This window comes from Hymenobacter psoromatis (assembly GCF_020012125.1).
GTDB classification, from domain to species: domain Bacteria; phylum Bacteroidota; class Bacteroidia; order Cytophagales; family Hymenobacteraceae; genus Hymenobacter; species Hymenobacter psoromatis.
Map to the genome: position 1 here is coordinate 3083513 of NZ_JAIFAG010000001.1, position 16063 is coordinate 3099575.

Consider the following 16063-nt stretch of genomic DNA (forward strand, 5'->3'; position numbering starts at 1 on the left):
CGCCCCTACCCCTCGGCTACGGCGGTGGCGGCCTTGGGCTTTTTATAAAGCGGCACGGTGCTGCACGGTTCGCCGTACATGATGCTGGCGGCCACGGGCAGCAGCCGCTGCATGATGGCGACGTAGGCAAAAGTGGGCACCGGCTTGTCGCCGCAGCCCTTGATTACCAGCTTAATACCTTGATAATCAACGGGATTAATAGCGGCAATAGCTTCCTCAAACAGCGACTGCTCCAACGCTTCCAGGTTGCCAAATACGTAGCGATGGGCGTGGCCTTGCAGCTTACCAGCCAGCAGCATGTAGGCCCAGGTGGGCACAATGGCATCTGCGGAGCAGATAATGGCCACGTTCTGGCCGTCGTACTGCGTCCAGTCGTGGGTTTTCACAAACTCGCGGAAGTCCTTTTCGCGCAGCATCAGGCCGTGGAAGAGGTTATCCTTAATATCGTACACCACCCGGTTGCCGGGATGGATGAAATCCTCCAGGTTAAGGGTGACGAGGCCCGAGGCGGCGACGCGGTTGACGAAGAGTGGTTCCATAGTTTCAGTCATCAATTATCAGTCATTAATTAGCGGTCATCAATTAGCAGGTATACTCTGCTCGTTAATAACTATTAGTTGATAACTGACCTGGGGGTAGTCGTGTAAACTTCTTTTAAGTAAAAAGGCTCATAATAAGCCACATCGCAGAATTCCTGGCGCTGGTAGGCGGCCCAGGCCAGCTCACCGAGGCTCACGGCGGAGGGCTGCACATTGGCCAGGAAAACAGCGTTGGGATTATTCTGCACCAAAGCCTCAAACTTGGCCGCGCCCGACCCACAGAATAACACCGCGTGGTGGGCTAAATGTTCGGCCAAGCTACCGGCATCGAGCACGAGATTGGTGGGGGGTAGCAGCTCGCAGCCATCGGCGGCGTAGAGGGCCGTGTACACTTCCTGCCGCCGGGCATCCAACATGGGGCAGTATAAATAGGTATTGGGGCGCGGCGTATGCGCGGCCGCCTGATGGGCCAGCGCGGGCAGCGTGCCCACGGCCAGCAGCGGAATATCGAGGGCAAAGCACAGGCCTTTGGCGGCGGCGGCCCCGATGCGCAGGCCGGTGTAGGAACCAGGGCCGTCGCTTAGGGCCACGGCTCCGAGGTCGGCCAGCGCGTGGCCGGTATTGGCTACCAGCTGCTCGATGAGCACCGTAAGGTGAGTAGAGTGCGACTTATCGAGGCGCAATTCGGCCTGGCCGAGCAGGCGGCCATCGGCGAGGTGGTGCAGCGCCACGGCGCAAATCGGCGATGAGGTTTCGAGCGAAAGTAGGAGGGTAGGCATAAGTAGCGGCAAGTTCCGGCCTACAGCGCGGTATTTACAAACTGGTCCCGGCTGGCCGCCGCCTTACCACCCGGCCCGGCCCGCAAAAGCGCCGCCCCAGCCAAAGCCAGAACGGCGCTTTTTTTAAGCTAGCAGCCTACTGCTACTCAGGCCGCCATCGGCAAGCCCTCGGGGTAGAGCGGGAGTACTCGGGCGGGGCTGGCGGGCAGGGTCGCCGCTGGCACGGCGAATTCGTCGGCGTGGTGGCGCAGGGCGCGCATGAGCAGATACCTGTACTTTTCGGCATCGGCCAGGGCCTGAGATACGGCTTGCACGGCATCGGCGTAGGCTACTACGGGCTGCAGCTCGCGGCGGGGCCGACGGGCCTCAAAAACGTGGCTGGCCAGGTAATCAACAGGATTTTTCATGACGGAATTAAGACGGATAATTGGCTGTCTACTAAACAGCTGATGACTGCATTAAATTCCACCTAAACCTAAGGTTATAATATTGAAAATCAATAGGTTAAAAATATTTTTTTCAGTCCCGAAGAGACTTATTTTTTGGCAAGGTTTTGGTATTATGGGTAAGGCCGAACGGTACTTTTGCCAGTTACGTATTAGTACAAGCAATAAGTACTGGCCGTTAAACCAGTCGCTGTATTTTCGGTCCAACCCAGCGTTGTTTCCAACAACTAAATCCGGGAGCTACGGCCCCGTTTCGTCATGCGTCGCAATCTGTTTTTTTCCTTGTTCTTGATTATAGGTTTGAGCTTGGGGCTCAGCAGCTGCGCGCCGGGCGTGTATACCAGCGCCAGCATTGGCACCGGCTATGGCTACCCGGCCTACGGCTACGGATACGGCGGCTACTACGGGCCGCGCTACTATGGCCCACGCTACTACGCGCCGCGCCCGATTATTGTGGCACCGCGGGTCTCGTACCGGGGCGGCTTTGGTGGGGGCGAGCGGGGCTGGCACGGCGGTGGCGGTGGTGGCCACTACGGTAGCCGGCGCGGCCGCTAGTAGCGTTCTTTTTTCAACCTTCCACCTTTTTCTTCCTTAGCCGGGCATTGGCCCGCTTTTCCTCTCACTTAACCGACGTGCTTCGGCACGCATACGCCATGCGCTTCCGCCCCTTGTTATTCGCTTTGCTGTTAAGCTTGCTCAGTGCGAGCGCGGCTTCAGCCCAAGTCTTTATTAGTGCCCGCATTGGCAGCCCCTACGGCTACTACAACCGCCCATACTACGCGCCCCGGCCCTATAGCTACTACCCCCCCGTGGTAGCGCCGGTGGTGGTAGTGCCGCCGCCCGTGTACTACGCGCCGCGCCCGATTTACTATGCGCCGCGCCCGCGCTTTTATTACCCCCGGCCCTACTATGGACGTGGCTACGGCCGCCGGTGGTAGGTTGTCCGGTTTCAGCTTACCAAAAGCCCCCGCTAGCTTTGGCTGGCGGGGGCTTTTGGTAAATTATCTCTATAACAACTTGACTCACAAGGCCTCAGAGCTGTGCACGCGGATGCCGCCGCCATCATCTTCGGCGGCGCGCAGCATGGCCTGGGCTACGGCGGTAGCGGTCACGGGGCGGTACTTGGCCAAGCCGCCACGCAACAGCGGCCGGGCCAAGGTTAGTACAGCTGCGCTCAGGCGCTCGCTTAAGCGGGGGGTAGGCCGCTCGCCGAGCAGCAGCGAAGGCCGGAAAATATGAATGGCCCGGAACGGCGTCTGGCGCACGGCTTCCTCCATTTCACCCTTCACGCGATTGTAGTAAAAGCGCGCGTGTGCGTCGGCCCCCAGCGCGGACACCACCAGGAACTGCGCCGCAAAATTGGCCGCCGTGAGGGCCGCCAGCTGCACCACATACAGAAAATCAACGCGGTAAAAAGCCTCCCGTGAGCCCGCCTGGCTGATAGTCGTGCCTAGGCAGCAGTATACATCATCGGCAATGAGGCGCAGGCGCTCGGCTTCAAGCTGGTCGAAATCGGTGATTACCTGGGTGAGCTTGGGATGCTGGGTGCTTACCGGGCGGCGACCCACCACAATCACTTTGGCGTAGCGCTCCGAAGCCAGCAGTAGGGGCAGCAACGCACTGCCGATAAGGCCAGTAGCACCGGCCAGGAGTGCGGTTTTTTTCATTACCAGCAAGGTAGAAAGGGGAAATAGACGGGTGATAATAATCGCGCGGTACCAAAACGCGCGGTGATGTAAGTGCTTACGCAAAAGAAGCAAAGGTGCGCGGCGGCGCGGCGGCCCTACCCTTTATTTTTTGCCCAGCTCCTCGGCGCGGGCGCGGGCGGCCTCAGCCCCGGCCATGAGGCCCTCGCGCACGGAGCCGCGGCCGAAAGCGCCCAGGGCGGCCTCGGTGGTGCCGCCCTTAGAAGCCACACGGGCTATCCAGTCTTGGCAGCTGAGGCCAGCCTGACTATACAGCTCCACGGCCCCGCGGAAGGTCTGGCTCACCAGTAGCTCAGCCTCGGCGGGGGCGAAGCCCATTTGGGCGGCGGCGGCCATCAGGGCCTCCATGCAGTAGTATACGTAGGCCGGGCCGCTGCCCGAGATGGCCGTGCTGGCATCAATGGCGCTTTCCTGCTCCACATACACGGTTTTGCCGGTGGTGCTCAGCAGGTTCTGCACCAGCACCAACTCGGCGCGGCTTACCTCATCGGTGCTGGTGAAGGCCGTCATGCCCATGCCAATCTGGGCCGGCAGGTTGGGCATAGCCCGGATGACTTTGGGCGTGCCCAGCGCCTCGCGCAACGTGTCAATCCGCACGCCGGCCATGATGCTGAGCACCAGCTGCTGCGGCTGCACCAGCCCGCGCAGCTGCGCAAAGAGCGCGGCCGAATCCTGCGGTTTCACGGCCAGGATGAGGATATTGGCCCCCGGCACGCACTCTTCGGGCCGGCCCCACACGGTCCCGACTTCATGGGCGGCCAGGGCGAGCACGCGCTCGGGCGAGCGGGCCAGCAGGCGCAAATCGAGGCGCGAGGTGATGTGAGCACGCACGAAACTGCGGGCGTAGGTCAGGCCCATATTGCCGCCGCCAATAATAAGAATCTTCATGCTCTGGAGAAAAAAATCGCTCCTAATCGTAAGTAGTGCATAGCCCAATCGAGGCTCTAACCATCAATAAGCCGCTGATTATCCATATCTACTTCATTTTGCATTATTGTTGCAAATTAGAGTAAAACGCATTTGCAACACTGTTGCTTGGTTTAAATCTTAAACTTTCCAAATCCAGCCTCGCCGCTGCAGGAAGCTGAGTATGCCCCACCAGATGAGCAAACATACGACCGCCCCGGCCAGTGACGCATTGCGCGGGTCGTGGAAAAAAGGCGCGATGCCCCACTCATAGAGCCATTCTTTGAGGCCCACCGCTTGCCCACCGGAACCTGGCAGCCGCATCAACCCAAAGGTGCGCGAGAGAATGGCCGAGAAGAAGAATACCGCAATGGCATTGACGCCAAAGGCCAACGCCGGCCCTACCCCCCGCCGGTAGCCCCGCACGTCGCAGACCCAGTAAAGCAGCGCCAGTAGCCCCAGCGCCAGCCCGCCCGTGAAGAGCACGTAGGAACTGGTCCACAGCGCTTTATTGATGGGAAACCAGTGGCTCCATATCAAGCCGGCGACTACGGCCGCCACGCCAGCCAGCGCCAGGCCCACTGGCTTGCTGAGCCGGGCGGGGCCGGGCCAGCGTAGCCAGGTGCCCGCCAGCAGCCCCAATAGCCCGGTGCTCAGCGCGGGCAGCGTGCCGAGCAGCCCCTCGGGGTCCCAGGTGCGGGAGGTGGGCCAGAGATGCGGCTCGGTGAGCAGGGTGCGGTCGAGCCAGGCCCCAAGATTGGTGGTAGGCTCCAGGTTGGCGGGGCCGACGCCGGGCACCGGCACCAGTTGCATCAGCGCGGCGTAGCTAGCCAGGAAAATTACCAGCAGCATGAGTTGTGTGCGCCAACTGGTAGTGAGGTAGATAACGCTGCACCCGAAGTACACCAGCGCAATGCGCTGCAACACGCCCATGATGCGCACCGTGGCAAAATCGAAGTGCGGGTAGAGCGAAGTGAGCACGCCCAGCCCGAACAAAATAGCCGCTCGCCGCGCCACCCGCGCCAACACCGGGCTGAGGGGTAGGCCGTCGCGCCGGGCTCCGGCCAGGGCGTAGGCTAGGCTCACACCCACGATGAACAGGAAAAACGGAAACACGAGGTCAGTGGGCGTGCAGCCGTTCCACTCGGCGTGCTCCAGGGGCGGGTAGATGTGTCCCCAGTCACCGGGGTTATTCACCACCGTCATCAGCATCACGGTGAGGCCGCGGAATACATCGAGCGAAACCAGGCGGGTAGGGCGCATGGGGGTAGGGGATTTAGAATAGGGAATTAAGCAAAAATCGTCTGTCCTTGCAAGCGCAGTGCGGCAAGCGCCCCAGAACGAAACCCGCGCCGGTCGTTCGTCCATCGTTCTGGGGCGATTGCCGCGCTGCGCTCGCAAAGACGAACAACCTCAAGTAAGCTGCCTAAGCCATAAGTTTTAAATTCTCTACCCCCTTACTCCAACCCAAAAAGCCGGGCGAAGAAGCCACGGTGCCGGTGTTTTTCTTTGGTTTTGACTTTCGCTTTGGCGGCAGCTTCCTCTGCACCTGGGGCGGCGGGGCGCGGCTGCGGGCGCGCGGCCACCGAGGGGCGCGGCTGCGGACGGGCCGCGGCCACTGGAACCTCGGCGGGCGGCGCGGCGGCCAGCATCTCCACAGGCAGCTTGCCTTCGCTGAAAATGCGGACTGGCACGCTCTCGTTATGCAGGCGGTCCACGGCGGTGAGGTAGTAGGCGTAGGCCAGGCCGGGCACGGCGGTGGTATCGGCGAAGGTGCCGGGCTGGGCCAGCGCGGTAGGCCGCTGCACCGTGAGGATGCGGCGCGGGTCGTTGGGACCCATCACCTGGCCACGCTCGAAGCGGTAGAGCACGTAGTAGGCAGCGAGGTCGCCATCGGCGGCGGGGCGCAGGTCGGGTTGCCAAGTGAGGGTAGCCACTTGGCCCTGGCGGCTGAGCACTAGCTCACGCACCGGGCGCGGGGCCAGGCTATCGAGCCAAGGCATAACAGGCACCAGCGCCGGAGTTCGGTAGAGGTCGAGGCGCAAAGAATCGGTAGTGTGCAGCGGGTTCGTGGCCAGCGACTTAGCCGAGAAAAATACGCTTCCCTGCACGTCGGCGGGGTAGTCGCGGTTGAGGCGAATCTGGCGGGGCAGCTCGCGGGCCGTGCGCCAGGCCGTGTCCGAGCGCGTGCTTTCGAGCATCCGGTAGGTGCCGTGGCCGATGTAGAGGTGGCGCTGAAAGTGGTTGCGCGTCCACCAGTCCAGCAGCGGGCCGTAGGGCACGAGCCGAAATTTAGTACTCCAATATAATTGTGGTAAAATATAATCCACCCAACCTTGTTCCAGCCACAGGCGCGAGTCGGCGTAGAGATTGGAGTAGCTGGGCTGGCCGGCGCGGGTATCGGAGCCAAGCGGGTCGGCGCTCTTGTTCATCCACACGCCGAAGGGCGAAATCCCGAATTTCACCCACCGCTTGGCCGTCCGAATGCTGTCGTGCAGGTCGTGGATGAGCGTGTTCACGTTCTGCCGCCGCCAGTCGGCCAGCTTCAGGCTATCGGGGTTTTGCTCCCGATAGGCTTGCTCATCGTGAAATACCAGCTTCGGCTCGGGGTAGGGATAAAAATAATCATCAAAGTGCACGCCGTCAATATCATAGCGCCGCACCACGTCCATAATAACGCGCTTGATGTGGGCGCGCACCGCCGGCAGGCCGGGGTTATATAAATACTGGCCGCCGTATTTAATAAACCACTCCGGGTGCTGTTTGTAGGGGTGTAGCGGGGCCAGCGTGCGCGTCACTGTGTCCATCGTGGCCCGGTAGGGGTTGAACCAGGCGTGGAACTCCATATTGTGGCGGTGCGCCTCGGCGATGAGGAAGGGCAGCGGGTCGTCGTGGTCGCCGGGCGGGCGGCCCTGGCGGCCGGTCAGGTACTTGCTCCAAGGCTCTAAATCAGACTTATAGAAGGCATCCGAGGCGGGCCGGATTTGCACAAACACCGCGTTGAGGCCGGCGCGCTGGCCGGCATCAAGCAGGCGGCGGTACTCGCGGCGGTACTGCTCGGGGGCTTCACCACGCTGGTTGGGCCAGTCGATATTGGCCACCGTGGCCACCCAGAAGCCGCGCAACTCGCGCTTGGGCGGCGCGGGCCGTAGGTCCTCCGCGCCCGCGATGGCCCCGAGCGTAGGCGGAGCCTGCGCCCGCCCGGCCAGCGGCAATAAGCTCAGAAGACAATAAACGAAAAAGCGGGGGTAGGAAAACCAGAAACTCAACACAAGCACAAAGTACGGGCAGGGGGAATTGAGAGTAGGGTGCGGGGCCTGCCCCCGCACCCTACCTTCTACTCGCTGGCGTTGGTCGGCTTGGCACCAGCATTATCGGGCGTCGCATCAGCCATAGAATCCTTACCGCCTTCGAGGCCGTTGGTCTGCTCGGCGTCGCCGTAGTCGCCGCGAATGCCCGCGCCGTCGCTGCCGGCCAAATCCTCCTGGGTAGCGGTTTCGGGGTTGCCGCTGGCGTTCTGGTCCTGGTCAGCGTCGGGGTTGGTGATGGGGCCGCCCGTGCTGGGCTGCTTGCCTTCTTCGATGGGGGTAGGGCGGCCAGAGTCGGGGGCGGGGTTGGGGGTTACCATTTTTTGGGGATTGAGATTTAGTGATGAGCTGGCAATCATTTAATTGCGCAAACTGGGTGGCTTGGTAGCTTTCAGGATGGCTAGCCGGAATAAGAAAAGGCGAAGAAGGCTACGCAGGCTGTACGCAGCCCGGTGCAGACTGGTTAGCAACGGTATTTGAGAATTTATACCCAACTTAGGGCCCAAATGGGCGCGGGCTGCCGTCCATCGCTTTTTTATGGCTTCCCCCACCGACACGCTACGCGCCAAAACCAACACCGAGCTCCAGTTTTTTGTGGACAACCCCGGCTTTTACCACGCCGACCTGGTAGAAGCGGCCCAGCGCGAGTTGCGTCGCCGGGACGTAGCGCCTGCTGCTGCCTTGCCGCCGCCCGCCCCCTACTCCCCCGCCGAGGCCGAACCCGCGCCCACGCCCGCCACCCGGCGATGGCCGCTGCTGGCGGGGCTGCTGGTGCTGGGCGCGGCGGGCACGGGCTGGCTCTGGCACACCCGCACGCCGGTAACTACCCCCGCCAACCGGCCCGGCCAGCTCTCACCCGACTCGCTGCGGCTCGAAAGCGTGCGTGCCCACCCCCTACCCAGCTTCGACACCGATGCCATTGTGGCGGCGCAGCTAGTCCGCGTGCCGACCTCAGAAAAGCAGGAGGCGCAGGCCCTACGGCAGTTTCGGGAGCTGGGCCGCCGCTTTTGGTCGGCCGAAACCCAGACCGAGTTTCTGACCAACCAAGCCCACGCCGGGCAGGTGAGCCCCATGTTTGCGGAGCAGGCACTGCTGGTGCGCGAAAACTGGCGGGCCTGGAACAAGGCTGTCGTGTACAGCTACCGCTTCGGGCCTACTATGCAGGGGCAGTTCGAGCGCATGGCCCAGGCGGCCAGCAGCCAGCAGCACATCCTGGCCAATATGCCGGGCCTGCTGCCCGGACGCAAGTTTTTGACCGACAAGGAGATGCTGGCCCGCGACGCCGAAGTGCAGGACTGGCTGGCGGGCCTGCGCAAGACCTCGCCCGTCACGGGCCGGCCCTACCGCGTCACGGTGCTGCACTTTCAGTAGGAAGTTTCTGGTTTTTTGAGTCCCTGGTCCCTAGTTCCTAGTTATCTGTTATTCCCAACTAGAAATCAGGAACCCCTTGTAGCATGGACCTTTCGACCCCCGAGGCGGCCGCCGCGCACTTTGCCCAGCGCCCCGATGCCGAGCTGCTGTACCTGGCCCGCTACGCCCGCCGCTACCCGCCCGCCGTGGGGGCGGCCGCCGTGGTCGAGCTGCGCCGCCGCGGCCTGCTGCCCGAGGTGGCCCCGCCCCTACCCCCCCCGCCCGCCGCCACCGAGCCCGAACCCGCCGAAGCGGCCGAAGCGGCCGAAACCTGGGGGCAGGTGCTGCGGCCGGCGCTGCGGAGCCTGTTTTGGCCCACGCGCCAGTATTGGGCCGTACCACTGCTCATCGACCTCAACGTGCTGGTGTGGCTGGCCATGACGCTGAGCGGTGTATCGGCCAGCGCGCCCACCGGACACGAGCTGGCCCGCTGGGGCTCCAACGTGTCGGGCCTGACGTGGCCGCACCAGCCCTGGCGGCTGGTTACCAGCTTATTCGTGCACGGCGGCCTCACGCATCTGCTGCTCAACATGGCCAGCTTGTGGCTGCTGGGCGTGCTGCTCGAAGCGCGCACCGGCGGCGGGCGGCTGCTGGCCGTGTACCTGGCCAGCGGCGTGGCGGGTTCGGTGGCCACGCTCTGGTACCACAGCGGCGGCATCAACTCGACGGGGGCGAGCGGGGCTATTTTTGGGCTCTACGGCCTGTTATTGGCGCTGCTGCTCGGCAAGAAGCTGGTGCTGGACAAGTGGGACCGCCGTGGCCTGCTGGGCCTGGTTTTATACCTGGTGCTTAGTAATTTAATCTCGGGGCTCAGCGGCAATATTGATAACGTGGCCCACTTCGGCGGCCTGCTCATGGGCTTGCTACTGGCTATTCCTCTGCAAGTTGGAATGGAGAAGGGAGAATAAGCCTTCAGAAACCTACTTGTTATTGCCGCGTCTTTGCCTGGTGTGCAATATGTTCACAAGGACAAACGCTTTTACATAAGTCATCAATCAGCCATAACATGCTTGCTCTTCAACTCGATGCCCCGCACCAGCCCGCCGTGGCGCGCGAAATTCCTACCCCCCAGCCCGCCACCAATGAAGTGCTGGTGCGGCTGCACGCCGCCGCCCTCAACCACCGCGACGTCTGGATTCAGCAGGGCCAGTACGCGGGCATCAAGCTGCCCTGCACACTGGGGGCCGATGGCAGCGGCGAAATCGCGGCGCTGGGCGCGGGCGTAACCGGGTGGGCCGTGGGCGCGCCCGTCCTTATTTACCCAGGGGTGGCCTGGGGCAACGAGCAGCGGGCGCAGGGCCGCGACTTTCGGGTGCTGGGCATGCCCGACCCCGGCACTTTTGCCGAGTACACTACCGTGCCGGCCCACTACGTGCGGCCCCGCCCGGCGCACCTGAGCTGGGAGCAGGCCGCCGCGCTGCCGCTGGCCGGCCTCACGGCCTACCGGGCCGCTTTCGGGCGGGCGCGGGTGCAGGCCGGCGAACGGGTGCTGGTAACGGGGGTAGGCGGTGGCGTGGCCTTGCAAGCAGCCCAGTTTTGCGCCGCGCGCGGAGCCGAAGTGTGGGTGACGTCGGGCGATGACGACAAGCTGGCCCGCGCCCTGGGCCTACCCCTGGGCCTGCGCGGGGGCCTCAATTACAAAGCCGAAAACTGGGGCCGCACCCTCACGCAGCAGGCCGGCGGCGGCTTCGACGTGATAGTTGACAGCGCGGCCGGCGCAGCCTTCGGCACCCTGCTCGACGTGGCCGCGCCGGGCGGCCGCCTCGTGTTCTACGGGGCCACGCTGGGTAATGTGCCGCAGCTGCCCGCCGCCAAAGTCTTCTGGAAGCAGCTCAGCATCCTGGGCTCGTCGATGGGCTCGGAGCAGGATTTTGACGATATGCTGGCGCTGGTAAACGAGCACCAGCTAGTGCCGGTGGTGGATAAAGTATTCCCGCTGGCCGAGGGCGAAGCTGCCCTGCGCTACCTCGAAGCCGGCCGGCAGCTCGGCAAAGTGGTGCTGACGTGCTAAAAACGGCTGCCAGCCGCCAGTCCTATGCTGGTGGCCGGCAGCCGTTGTTTTGAAAAGAATCGGGCAAAAAGCGACTTATTCTCCAGCACTCAGTAGCCTTATTACGTGGTCAACTTTGCCAGCTATCTTTTGTACTTCGTCTTGCAGCGAACCCATCCGGCCTCCCGTGCTCACTTGATTGGTGAGCATCATTACCTGTTTTCCTTTATTTCTATCACTCCGCGCAGCACGTAGCTGATGCTGTCGCTGTGCTACGAGGCTGTATTAACCAGTTGCTTCAACTGGGTAGTATGGCGATTGAGCAGCGCGGTATGCTGGTCCAAAATGGCCATGCCCTCCGATAGCAAGGGTTCGAGCTGGTCGAGAAGTTGGTCGACGTTCATAGCACAAAATAATCAGAAGAAATAAGGTGCGGTGGCCAAGCGCAGATATATGCCTTGGGACATTACTTCTTGCGGTATTCGCTGTTCAAATACGCCAATACGGCCGCCGTCACGTCCAGGCTTTTTTCGCCGTAGGCCACGCCGCCGCTGGGTGCCGAAATAAGTATCAGCTTGTAGCCGTGGGTCTTACCATAGGCTTCTACTTTCTTGTTTACGCTTTCGAGCACCGTCTGCGTCAGCTTGCCTTCGGCTTCCTGGGCCTGCTGCTGGATTTTCTGCTGCTCCACGGCCCCTTGCTGCTGCTGCTGCTGGAGCTTCTGCTCGGCGGCGGCGCGCTGCTCGGCGGTGAGGGTAGGGGCCGATTTCTGGTATGCCTCCACGGCCGTGCGGAAGCTGCTGACCAGAGCCGCGTTTTGCTTTTCCCAGCCTTTGGCCTTGGCCTCAAATGAATGGCGCGCGTCCTTCATGCCCTGGTAGCCATCGAGCAGCTTTGCCGACTCGATGTACACGATGGCTCCGGCCGCCGGGGCCGGGCCGGCGGGCGCGGCAACTACGGCCGGCGCGGGTATTTCGGGTGCGGCAGCAGGGGTAGCGGCCGGCACGATAGCCGTGTCGGCAGGGGGAGCCTCCGCGGTAGCGGCTACCGGGGCCGCGGCCGGCGCAGCAACCGGGCGCTGATTGAAATGCAGAAAATACAGTATCGCCACCGCTACGAGCAGCACGGCATTAAAAGCTAGTTGAGCAGGATTTTTCATGGTAGCAAAAGTAGTGCGCAGTAAACAGGGAGCAGTGAACACTGTCGTTCCATAAGCAGTCGAAACGACAGTATTCCTTGTTCACTGCATGGGTACCGCCAGGTGCAGCAGGGCGTCGCCCTGGTTCACGACGGGCATGTAGTTGAGCCCGATAACGTAGCCGCTGAGGGTAGCTTCCAGGCGCACGGCCTGCTCGCCGTAGGGGTCGGCGATGGAACCGTAAATCTGGCCTTTTTCTACGTAGTCGCCCAGCGCCACGTGCGCCCGAAACAGGCCGGCGTAGCGGGCGCGCAGCCAACGGTGGCGCTGGCATACCACGTTGGGCCGGGCGGGGGTAGGGCCCGCGGGGCCCATGCCCAGGTGGTGCAGCACGCGCAGCGTGCCCGCGATGGCCTCCCCAATACCCGGCTCGTCGAAGCGCAGGCTCTCACCGGTTTCATACACGATAATGGGCTTACCCAGGGCGTGGGCCGTAGCACGCAGCGAGCCGGTGCGCAGCCGCGCGTGCAGCGTGAAAGGGGCCGCGAAGGCGGCGGCCAGCGCATCAATGGCCGGCTCCTCGCCCAACAGGCAACGCAGCTGCGGGTAGTTGGCCCGCGCCCGGCCGCCGGTGTGAAAATCCAGGCCGTAGTCTACGAGCGGCATAATCTCGCGCATGAAGCGGTGCGCTACCCGGCTGGCCAGCGAGCCGCGCGGGTGCCCCGGAAACGAGCGATTCACGTCCTTGCCATCAGGTACTTCGCGGCTGAAATTAAGAAAGCCGTAAATATTGAGAATCGGAATGGCGATAACGGTGCCCCGCGTGGGCCGCAGCAAATCGCGCCGGATGAGCCGCCGAATGGTTTCGATGCCGTTTACCTCGTCGCCGTGCATGCCAGCCATCAGCAGCAGTACCGGGCCGGGCTCGGCAGCGCGGATAATGTGCACCGGCACGTCGATGACCGTGCCCGAGGGTAGGCGCGAGATAACCAGGCGCGTGAGCACCCGCTCGCCGGGCTGAATGTGCAGGCCATTTATCGTCAGCGTGTTGTCAGGCATTATTCAGAAAAAAACCCGCTAAGGTGACTTTGAATACGTTTGTCCTTGCGAGCACAGCGCGGTAAGGACAAATGCCTCTAACCAAGGGGCAAAATCACTACTCCGCCGGGTCGGGAGCCGCTTTTTTACGTTTGGGCTTGGCTTTGCCGCCACGCTTGCGCAGGGTGAGGGCGGCCGTGTAGTCGATGATGCGGCCGGCAATATCGAGGCCGGTGGCTTTCTCGATACCTTCGAGGCCGGGCGAGGAGTTGACTTCGAGCACCAGCGGGCCGCGCTTGCTTTGCAGCATATCCACGCCGGCCACGCCCAGGCCCAGGGCTTTGGTGGCCAGCAGGGCGGCAGCTTTTTCGGCGCGGCTCAGCTTCACGAGCGTGCCGGTGCCGCCGCGGTGCAGATTAGAGCGAAACTCGCCCTCCTGGCCCTGCCGGCGCATGGCTCCCACCACTTCGCCATCCACCACGAAGGCGCGCACGTCGGCACCTTTAGCTTCCCCAATGAACTCCTGCACCAGAATACGAGCCTTGAGGTTGTGAAACGCCTCGATGACGGACTGCGCGGCCTTGGCGCTTTCGGCCAGCACTACGCCCAGGCCCTGCGTGCCTTCCAAGAGCTTGATAATCACGGGCGCACCACCTACGTGCTCGATAAGGGCGGGCACCTCGTCGGTATCGTTGGTGAAGGCCGTTTTGGGCATCCCTACCCCCGCCCGGCTCAAGATTTGCATCGAGCGCAGCTTGTCGCGCGAGCGCACGATGGACTGACTATCCACGGCCGTGCGCACCTTCATCATCTCAAATTGCCGCACCACGGCCGTACCGTAGAACGTGACCGAGGCTCCGATGCGCGGAATAATGGCGTCGGGCCGCTCCAGCAGCTGGCCCCGGTAGAGCACGCTGGGCTGGCCTTTTTCGAGCACCAGGTTACAGCGCAGGTGGTCGAGCACCCGCACTTCGTGGCCGCGCGCGGTGGCTGCCTCCACCAGCCGCCTGGTGGAATAAGAATTGGGCTCGCGCGAGAGAATTGCCAGTTTCATAAGAGTAGCTAAGCCGCGCTCCGGGCCGCGCGGCAGTGGCAAGGTTAGGTCTTAAAGCTCCACCATAAGCCAACCTAAGCCGGCTCGAATAGTAGTTTTTGACTTGAATTTCGGTGCCAAACTACGGCTAAACTGCCCCACCGGGTGCGGACGCGGCGCGCGGATTGGGCGCAGCGGCCCGGCGCTCAGCCTGATAGGCCACGTGGCGACGCGCCACATCTACCACGAAGCGGCCCTGCCGCAGCAACGCCCGGCCCAGCAGCACGGGATGGCGCAGGTCGGAGCGGTTGGCGAGCGAAAACTCGGTAGTAAAATCCTGCCCGTAGAGGCGCGCCACGGTGCGGATAACGTAGCGCAACTGCACCTCGCCGTTGGAGGAGCGGATGGCGCGCTGCGCGAACTCACTGAAGGCCAGCGGCCGGCCGTCGGTGGCGGGGTGCTCGGGGTCGAGCAGGCGCACGTGCAGCACGGGCCGGCCGGTGGCGGGGTCGGGGGCAAGGTGCAGGTCGGCGCAGTGAATGGCGCTGGTATAGGCCCCGGTATCTACTTTGGCCTCTACCCCGGCCAGACCCAGCGCGGGCAAGTCCAGCAGCTCGCGGCGGCCCAGCACCCGCTGGGCAGAAGGTTTTTTCAAACTACGTGAAATTTTAACTTAAAAATCGAAAATGCTTTTCCTGGGAAGAAAGATACGCGGGCCGCCCCTGACCGCCCCTACCCCCATGACCTATCGCAGAGCCGCCGCGCCCGGCTAGGCCCCGCTAAAAGTCGTTTTTAATTTTTAATTCAATGGCTTTCAGTCAGCAGGCGCTCATATTCGCGCTGGGTGCGCTCGCCGCAGTTGAGGCGGCTATAAGCAGCAAAGCCTTGCAGCGCCAACCCAAAACCCCAAAACAGACTGGTCCAGATGGGCCAGGGTAGCTCGTGGCGGCTGTGGCTCTCGGGCAGCAGCGCCCACAGCAGCCACAGCCCGGCATTGACGAGAACGAAGACGAGCGCGTGGCTCTGAAACTTCACGCGGGCGCGGGCAACCTGCCACAGGCGCTGCTCGCGGATACTGGCGGGGGTAGGGCTGGTCGGCTGCATGGCTTGGGGCGTTTAAGGGGTGGAGGATGCTCAAAAGTATTTGTTGCCCTACCCCCTCGCAACTGGCCGCTGCCGAACCGTCGCCCTACCCCCCCGAAGCTACCCAAACGCCACCCGAAGCGTTGCGTACAAGCTGGCCCTACCCCCCGCGTTTCACCTCATGCTTCTTTCCCCCACCCCCCGCCTGCGCGCTGAGCAAGGCGATATTACCAAGATGGCGGCCACGGCCATCGTCAACGCCGCCAACTCGTCTTTGCTCGGCGGCGGGGGCGTCGATGGCGCTATTCACCGCGCCGGTGGGCCGGCCATTTTGGAGGAATGCCGAAAAATCCGGGCCCGGCAGGGCGGCTGCAAAACTGGCGAGGCCGTCATCACCACCGGTGGGCGGCTGCCGGCGCAGTATGTTATTCACACCGTAGGGCCAGTCTGGAACGGCGGCCAGAAAGGTGAGCCGGAACTACTGGCCAATTGCTACCGCAATAGCCTGCGCCTGGCGCTGGAAAACCACCTTGACTCCGTGGCCTTCCCCGGCATTAGCACTGGTATCTACGGCTACCCCAGAAAAGACGCGGTGGCTATCGCCGTGCGCGAGATACGGCAGTGGCTGGCGGCGCACGAGTAGCCGCGCGAGGTAGTGCTGGTGGCGTTCGACCAGGAAAATAAGCT

General features: G+C 62.8%; 20 protein-coding genes. 6 read left to right on the forward strand and 14 right to left on the reverse strand.

Annotated elements, in window-relative coordinates:
* Positions 1-5 precede the first annotated feature (5 nt).
* From LC531_RS13395 to LC531_RS13405, 3 genes are all read right to left on the reverse strand, one after another.
* Positions 6-539, reverse strand: coding sequence for a DUF2480 family protein (locus LC531_RS13395; protein ID WP_223650996.1), 534 nt, complete (start codon positions 537-539; stop codon positions 6-8).
* A 74-nt stretch (positions 540-613) separates the two neighbouring features.
* Positions 614-1318 carry a tRNA (adenosine(37)-N6)-threonylcarbamoyltransferase complex dimerization subunit type 1 TsaB gene (tsaB, locus tag LC531_RS13400; RefSeq protein ID WP_223650998.1) on the reverse strand — a complete coding sequence of 235 codons (705 nt, stop codon included), beginning with the start codon at positions 1316-1318 and terminating at the stop codon, positions 614-616.
* Positions 1319-1464: 146 nt separating this feature from the next.
* Complete coding sequence (locus tag LC531_RS13405) at positions 1465-1725, reverse strand: hypothetical protein (protein WP_223651000.1); 261 nt, start codon at positions 1723-1725, stop codon at positions 1465-1467.
* A gap of 297 nt (positions 1726-2022) precedes the next feature.
* Between LC531_RS13405 and LC531_RS13410 the strand changes: the two genes are divergently transcribed.
* Both LC531_RS13410 and LC531_RS13415 read left to right on the forward strand, forming a co-directional pair.
* Positions 2023-2319: a hypothetical protein gene (locus LC531_RS13410; RefSeq protein ID WP_223651002.1), complete on the forward strand. Its 297-nt coding sequence runs from the start codon at positions 2023-2025 to the stop codon at positions 2317-2319.
* Between the two features lie 125 nt (positions 2320-2444).
* Positions 2445-2702 (forward strand): hypothetical protein, encoded by a 258-nt coding sequence (locus LC531_RS13415; RefSeq protein ID WP_223651004.1) that lies wholly within the window; start codon positions 2445-2447, stop codon positions 2700-2702.
* 84 nt (positions 2703-2786) lie between these two features.
* On the opposite strand, the gene LC531_RS13420 is transcribed toward LC531_RS13415, so the two are convergent.
* The 5 genes from LC531_RS13420 to LC531_RS13440 form a co-directional block, all read right to left on the reverse strand.
* Entirely contained in the window at positions 2787-3431 is a 645-nt protein-coding gene (locus tag LC531_RS13420) for an NAD-dependent epimerase/dehydratase family protein (protein ID WP_223651005.1), read from the reverse strand.
* 123 nt (positions 3432-3554) lie between these two features.
* Positions 3555-4358 (reverse strand): pyrroline-5-carboxylate reductase, encoded by an 804-nt coding sequence (proC, locus tag LC531_RS13425; protein WP_223651006.1) that lies wholly within the window; start codon positions 4356-4358, stop codon positions 3555-3557.
* 159 nt (positions 4359-4517) lie between these two features.
* On the reverse strand, positions 4518-5639 hold the full coding sequence (locus LC531_RS13430) for an acyltransferase family protein (protein WP_223651007.1): 1122 nt from the start codon (positions 5637-5639) through the stop codon (positions 4518-4520).
* Between the two features lie 194 nt (positions 5640-5833).
* Complete coding sequence (locus LC531_RS13435) at positions 5834-7648, reverse strand: glycoside hydrolase family 10-like protein (RefSeq protein WP_223651010.1); 1815 nt, start codon at positions 7646-7648, stop codon at positions 5834-5836.
* Between the two features lie 65 nt (positions 7649-7713).
* Positions 7714-8004: a hypothetical protein gene (locus LC531_RS13440; protein WP_223651012.1), complete on the reverse strand. Its 291-nt coding sequence runs from the start codon at positions 8002-8004 to the stop codon at positions 7714-7716.
* Between the two features lie 217 nt (positions 8005-8221).
* On the opposite strand from LC531_RS13440, the gene LC531_RS13445 reads away from it, so the two are divergent.
* The 3 genes from LC531_RS13445 to LC531_RS13455 all read left to right on the forward strand — a co-directional run bounded on the left by LC531_RS13445 (position 8222) and on the right by LC531_RS13455 (position 11105).
* The gene (locus tag LC531_RS13445; protein ID WP_223651014.1) at positions 8222-9055 is read left to right on the forward strand and encodes a hypothetical protein; all 834 of its coding nucleotides are present in this window, start codon (positions 8222-8224) and stop codon (positions 9053-9055) included.
* A gap of 83 nt (positions 9056-9138) precedes the next feature.
* Positions 9139-10002, forward strand: a complete 864-nt coding sequence (locus LC531_RS13450; protein WP_223651015.1) for a rhomboid family intramembrane serine protease — start codon at positions 9139-9141, stop codon at positions 10000-10002.
* A 98-nt stretch (positions 10003-10100) separates the two neighbouring features.
* Complete coding sequence (locus LC531_RS13455) at positions 10101-11105, forward strand: alcohol dehydrogenase catalytic domain-containing protein (RefSeq protein WP_223651017.1); 1005 nt, start codon at positions 10101-10103, stop codon at positions 11103-11105.
* 251 nt (positions 11106-11356) lie between these two features.
* Here the strand turns inward: LC531_RS13455 and LC531_RS22735 are convergent, their stop codons facing one another.
* The 6 genes from LC531_RS22735 to LC531_RS13480 all read right to left on the reverse strand — a co-directional run bounded on the left by LC531_RS22735 (position 11357) and on the right by LC531_RS13480 (position 15397).
* The gene (locus tag LC531_RS22735; RefSeq protein ID WP_262903287.1) at positions 11357-11488 is read right to left on the reverse strand and encodes a hypothetical protein; all 132 of its coding nucleotides are present in this window, start codon (positions 11486-11488) and stop codon (positions 11357-11359) included.
* A 62-nt stretch (positions 11489-11550) separates the two neighbouring features.
* A complete protein-coding gene (locus tag LC531_RS13460) occupies positions 11551-12243 on the reverse strand; it encodes an OmpH/Skp family outer membrane protein (protein WP_223651019.1) in 693 nt (230 codons plus the stop codon).
* An 81-nt stretch (positions 12244-12324) separates the two neighbouring features.
* Positions 12325-13281 (reverse strand): succinylglutamate desuccinylase/aspartoacylase family protein, encoded by a 957-nt coding sequence (locus LC531_RS13465; RefSeq protein ID WP_223651021.1) that lies wholly within the window; start codon positions 13279-13281, stop codon positions 12325-12327.
* Positions 13282-13378: 97 nt separating this feature from the next.
* Positions 13379-14314 carry a 30S ribosomal protein S6--L-glutamate ligase gene (rimK, locus tag LC531_RS13470; RefSeq protein WP_223651023.1) on the reverse strand — a complete coding sequence of 312 codons (936 nt, stop codon included), beginning with the start codon at positions 14312-14314 and terminating at the stop codon, positions 13379-13381.
* A 127-nt stretch (positions 14315-14441) separates the two neighbouring features.
* The gene (locus LC531_RS13475; protein ID WP_223651025.1) at positions 14442-14948 is read right to left on the reverse strand and encodes an ATP-dependent zinc protease family protein; all 507 of its coding nucleotides are present in this window, start codon (positions 14946-14948) and stop codon (positions 14442-14444) included.
* 149 nt (positions 14949-15097) lie between these two features.
* The gene (locus LC531_RS13480; protein ID WP_223651026.1) at positions 15098-15397 is read right to left on the reverse strand and encodes a 2TM domain-containing protein; all 300 of its coding nucleotides are present in this window, start codon (positions 15395-15397) and stop codon (positions 15098-15100) included.
* Between the two features lie 160 nt (positions 15398-15557).
* Here LC531_RS13480 and LC531_RS13485 point away from each other — a divergent pair, with 160 nt between their 5' ends.
* Positions 15558-16019, forward strand: a complete 462-nt coding sequence (locus tag LC531_RS13485) for an O-acetyl-ADP-ribose deacetylase (protein WP_332874876.1) — start codon at positions 15558-15560, stop codon at positions 16017-16019.
* Positions 16020-16063: the final 44 nt, after the last annotated feature.

Excerpts from the sequence above, each read along its gene's own strand:
- proC (WP_223651006.1), bottom strand. The coding sequence starts at position 4,358 with ATGAAGATTCTTATTATTGGCGGCGGCAATATGGGCCTGACCTACGCC.
- LC531_RS13395 (WP_223650996.1), bottom strand. The coding sequence starts at position 539 with ATGGAACCACTCTTCGTCAACCGCGTCGCCGCCTCGGGCCTCGTCACC.
- LC531_RS13420 (WP_223651005.1), bottom strand. The coding sequence starts at position 3,431 with ATGAAAAAAACCGCACTCCTGGCCGGTGCTACTGGCCTTATCGGCAGT.
- LC531_RS13460 (WP_223651019.1), bottom strand. The coding sequence starts at position 12,243 with ATGAAAAATCCTGCTCAACTAGCTTTTAATGCCGTGCTGCTCGTAGCG.
- LC531_RS13430 (WP_223651007.1), bottom strand. The coding sequence starts at position 5,639 with ATGCGCCCTACCCGCCTGGTTTCGCTCGATGTATTCCGCGGCCTCACC.
- LC531_RS13440 (WP_223651012.1), bottom strand. The coding sequence starts at position 8,004 with ATGGTAACCCCCAACCCCGCCCCCGACTCTGGCCGCCCTACCCCCATC.
- rimK (WP_223651023.1), bottom strand. The coding sequence starts at position 14,314 with ATGAAACTGGCAATTCTCTCGCGCGAGCCCAATTCTTATTCCACCAGG.
- LC531_RS22735 (WP_262903287.1), bottom strand. The coding sequence starts at position 11,488 with ATGAACGTCGACCAACTTCTCGACCAGCTCGAACCCTTGCTATCGGAG.
- LC531_RS13410 (WP_223651002.1), top strand. The coding sequence starts at position 2,023 with ATGCGTCGCAATCTGTTTTTTTCCTTGTTCTTGATTATAGGTTTGAGC.
- LC531_RS13465 (WP_223651021.1), bottom strand. The coding sequence starts at position 13,281 with ATGCCTGACAACACGCTGACGATAAATGGCCTGCACATTCAGCCCGGC.
- LC531_RS13450 (WP_223651015.1), top strand. The coding sequence starts at position 9,139 with ATGGACCTTTCGACCCCCGAGGCGGCCGCCGCGCACTTTGCCCAGCGC.
- LC531_RS13445 (WP_223651014.1), top strand. The coding sequence starts at position 8,222 with ATGGCTTCCCCCACCGACACGCTACGCGCCAAAACCAACACCGAGCTC.
- LC531_RS13480 (WP_223651026.1), bottom strand. The coding sequence starts at position 15,397 with ATGCAGCCGACCAGCCCTACCCCCGCCAGTATCCGCGAGCAGCGCCTG.
- LC531_RS13485 (WP_332874876.1), top strand. The coding sequence starts at position 15,558 with ATGCTTCTTTCCCCCACCCCCCGCCTGCGCGCTGAGCAAGGCGATATT.
- LC531_RS13455 (WP_223651017.1), top strand. The coding sequence starts at position 10,101 with ATGCTTGCTCTTCAACTCGATGCCCCGCACCAGCCCGCCGTGGCGCGC.
- tsaB (WP_223650998.1), bottom strand. The coding sequence starts at position 1,318 with ATGCCTACCCTCCTACTTTCGCTCGAAACCTCATCGCCGATTTGCGCC.
- LC531_RS13405 (WP_223651000.1), bottom strand. The coding sequence starts at position 1,725 with ATGAAAAATCCTGTTGATTACCTGGCCAGCCACGTTTTTGAGGCCCGT.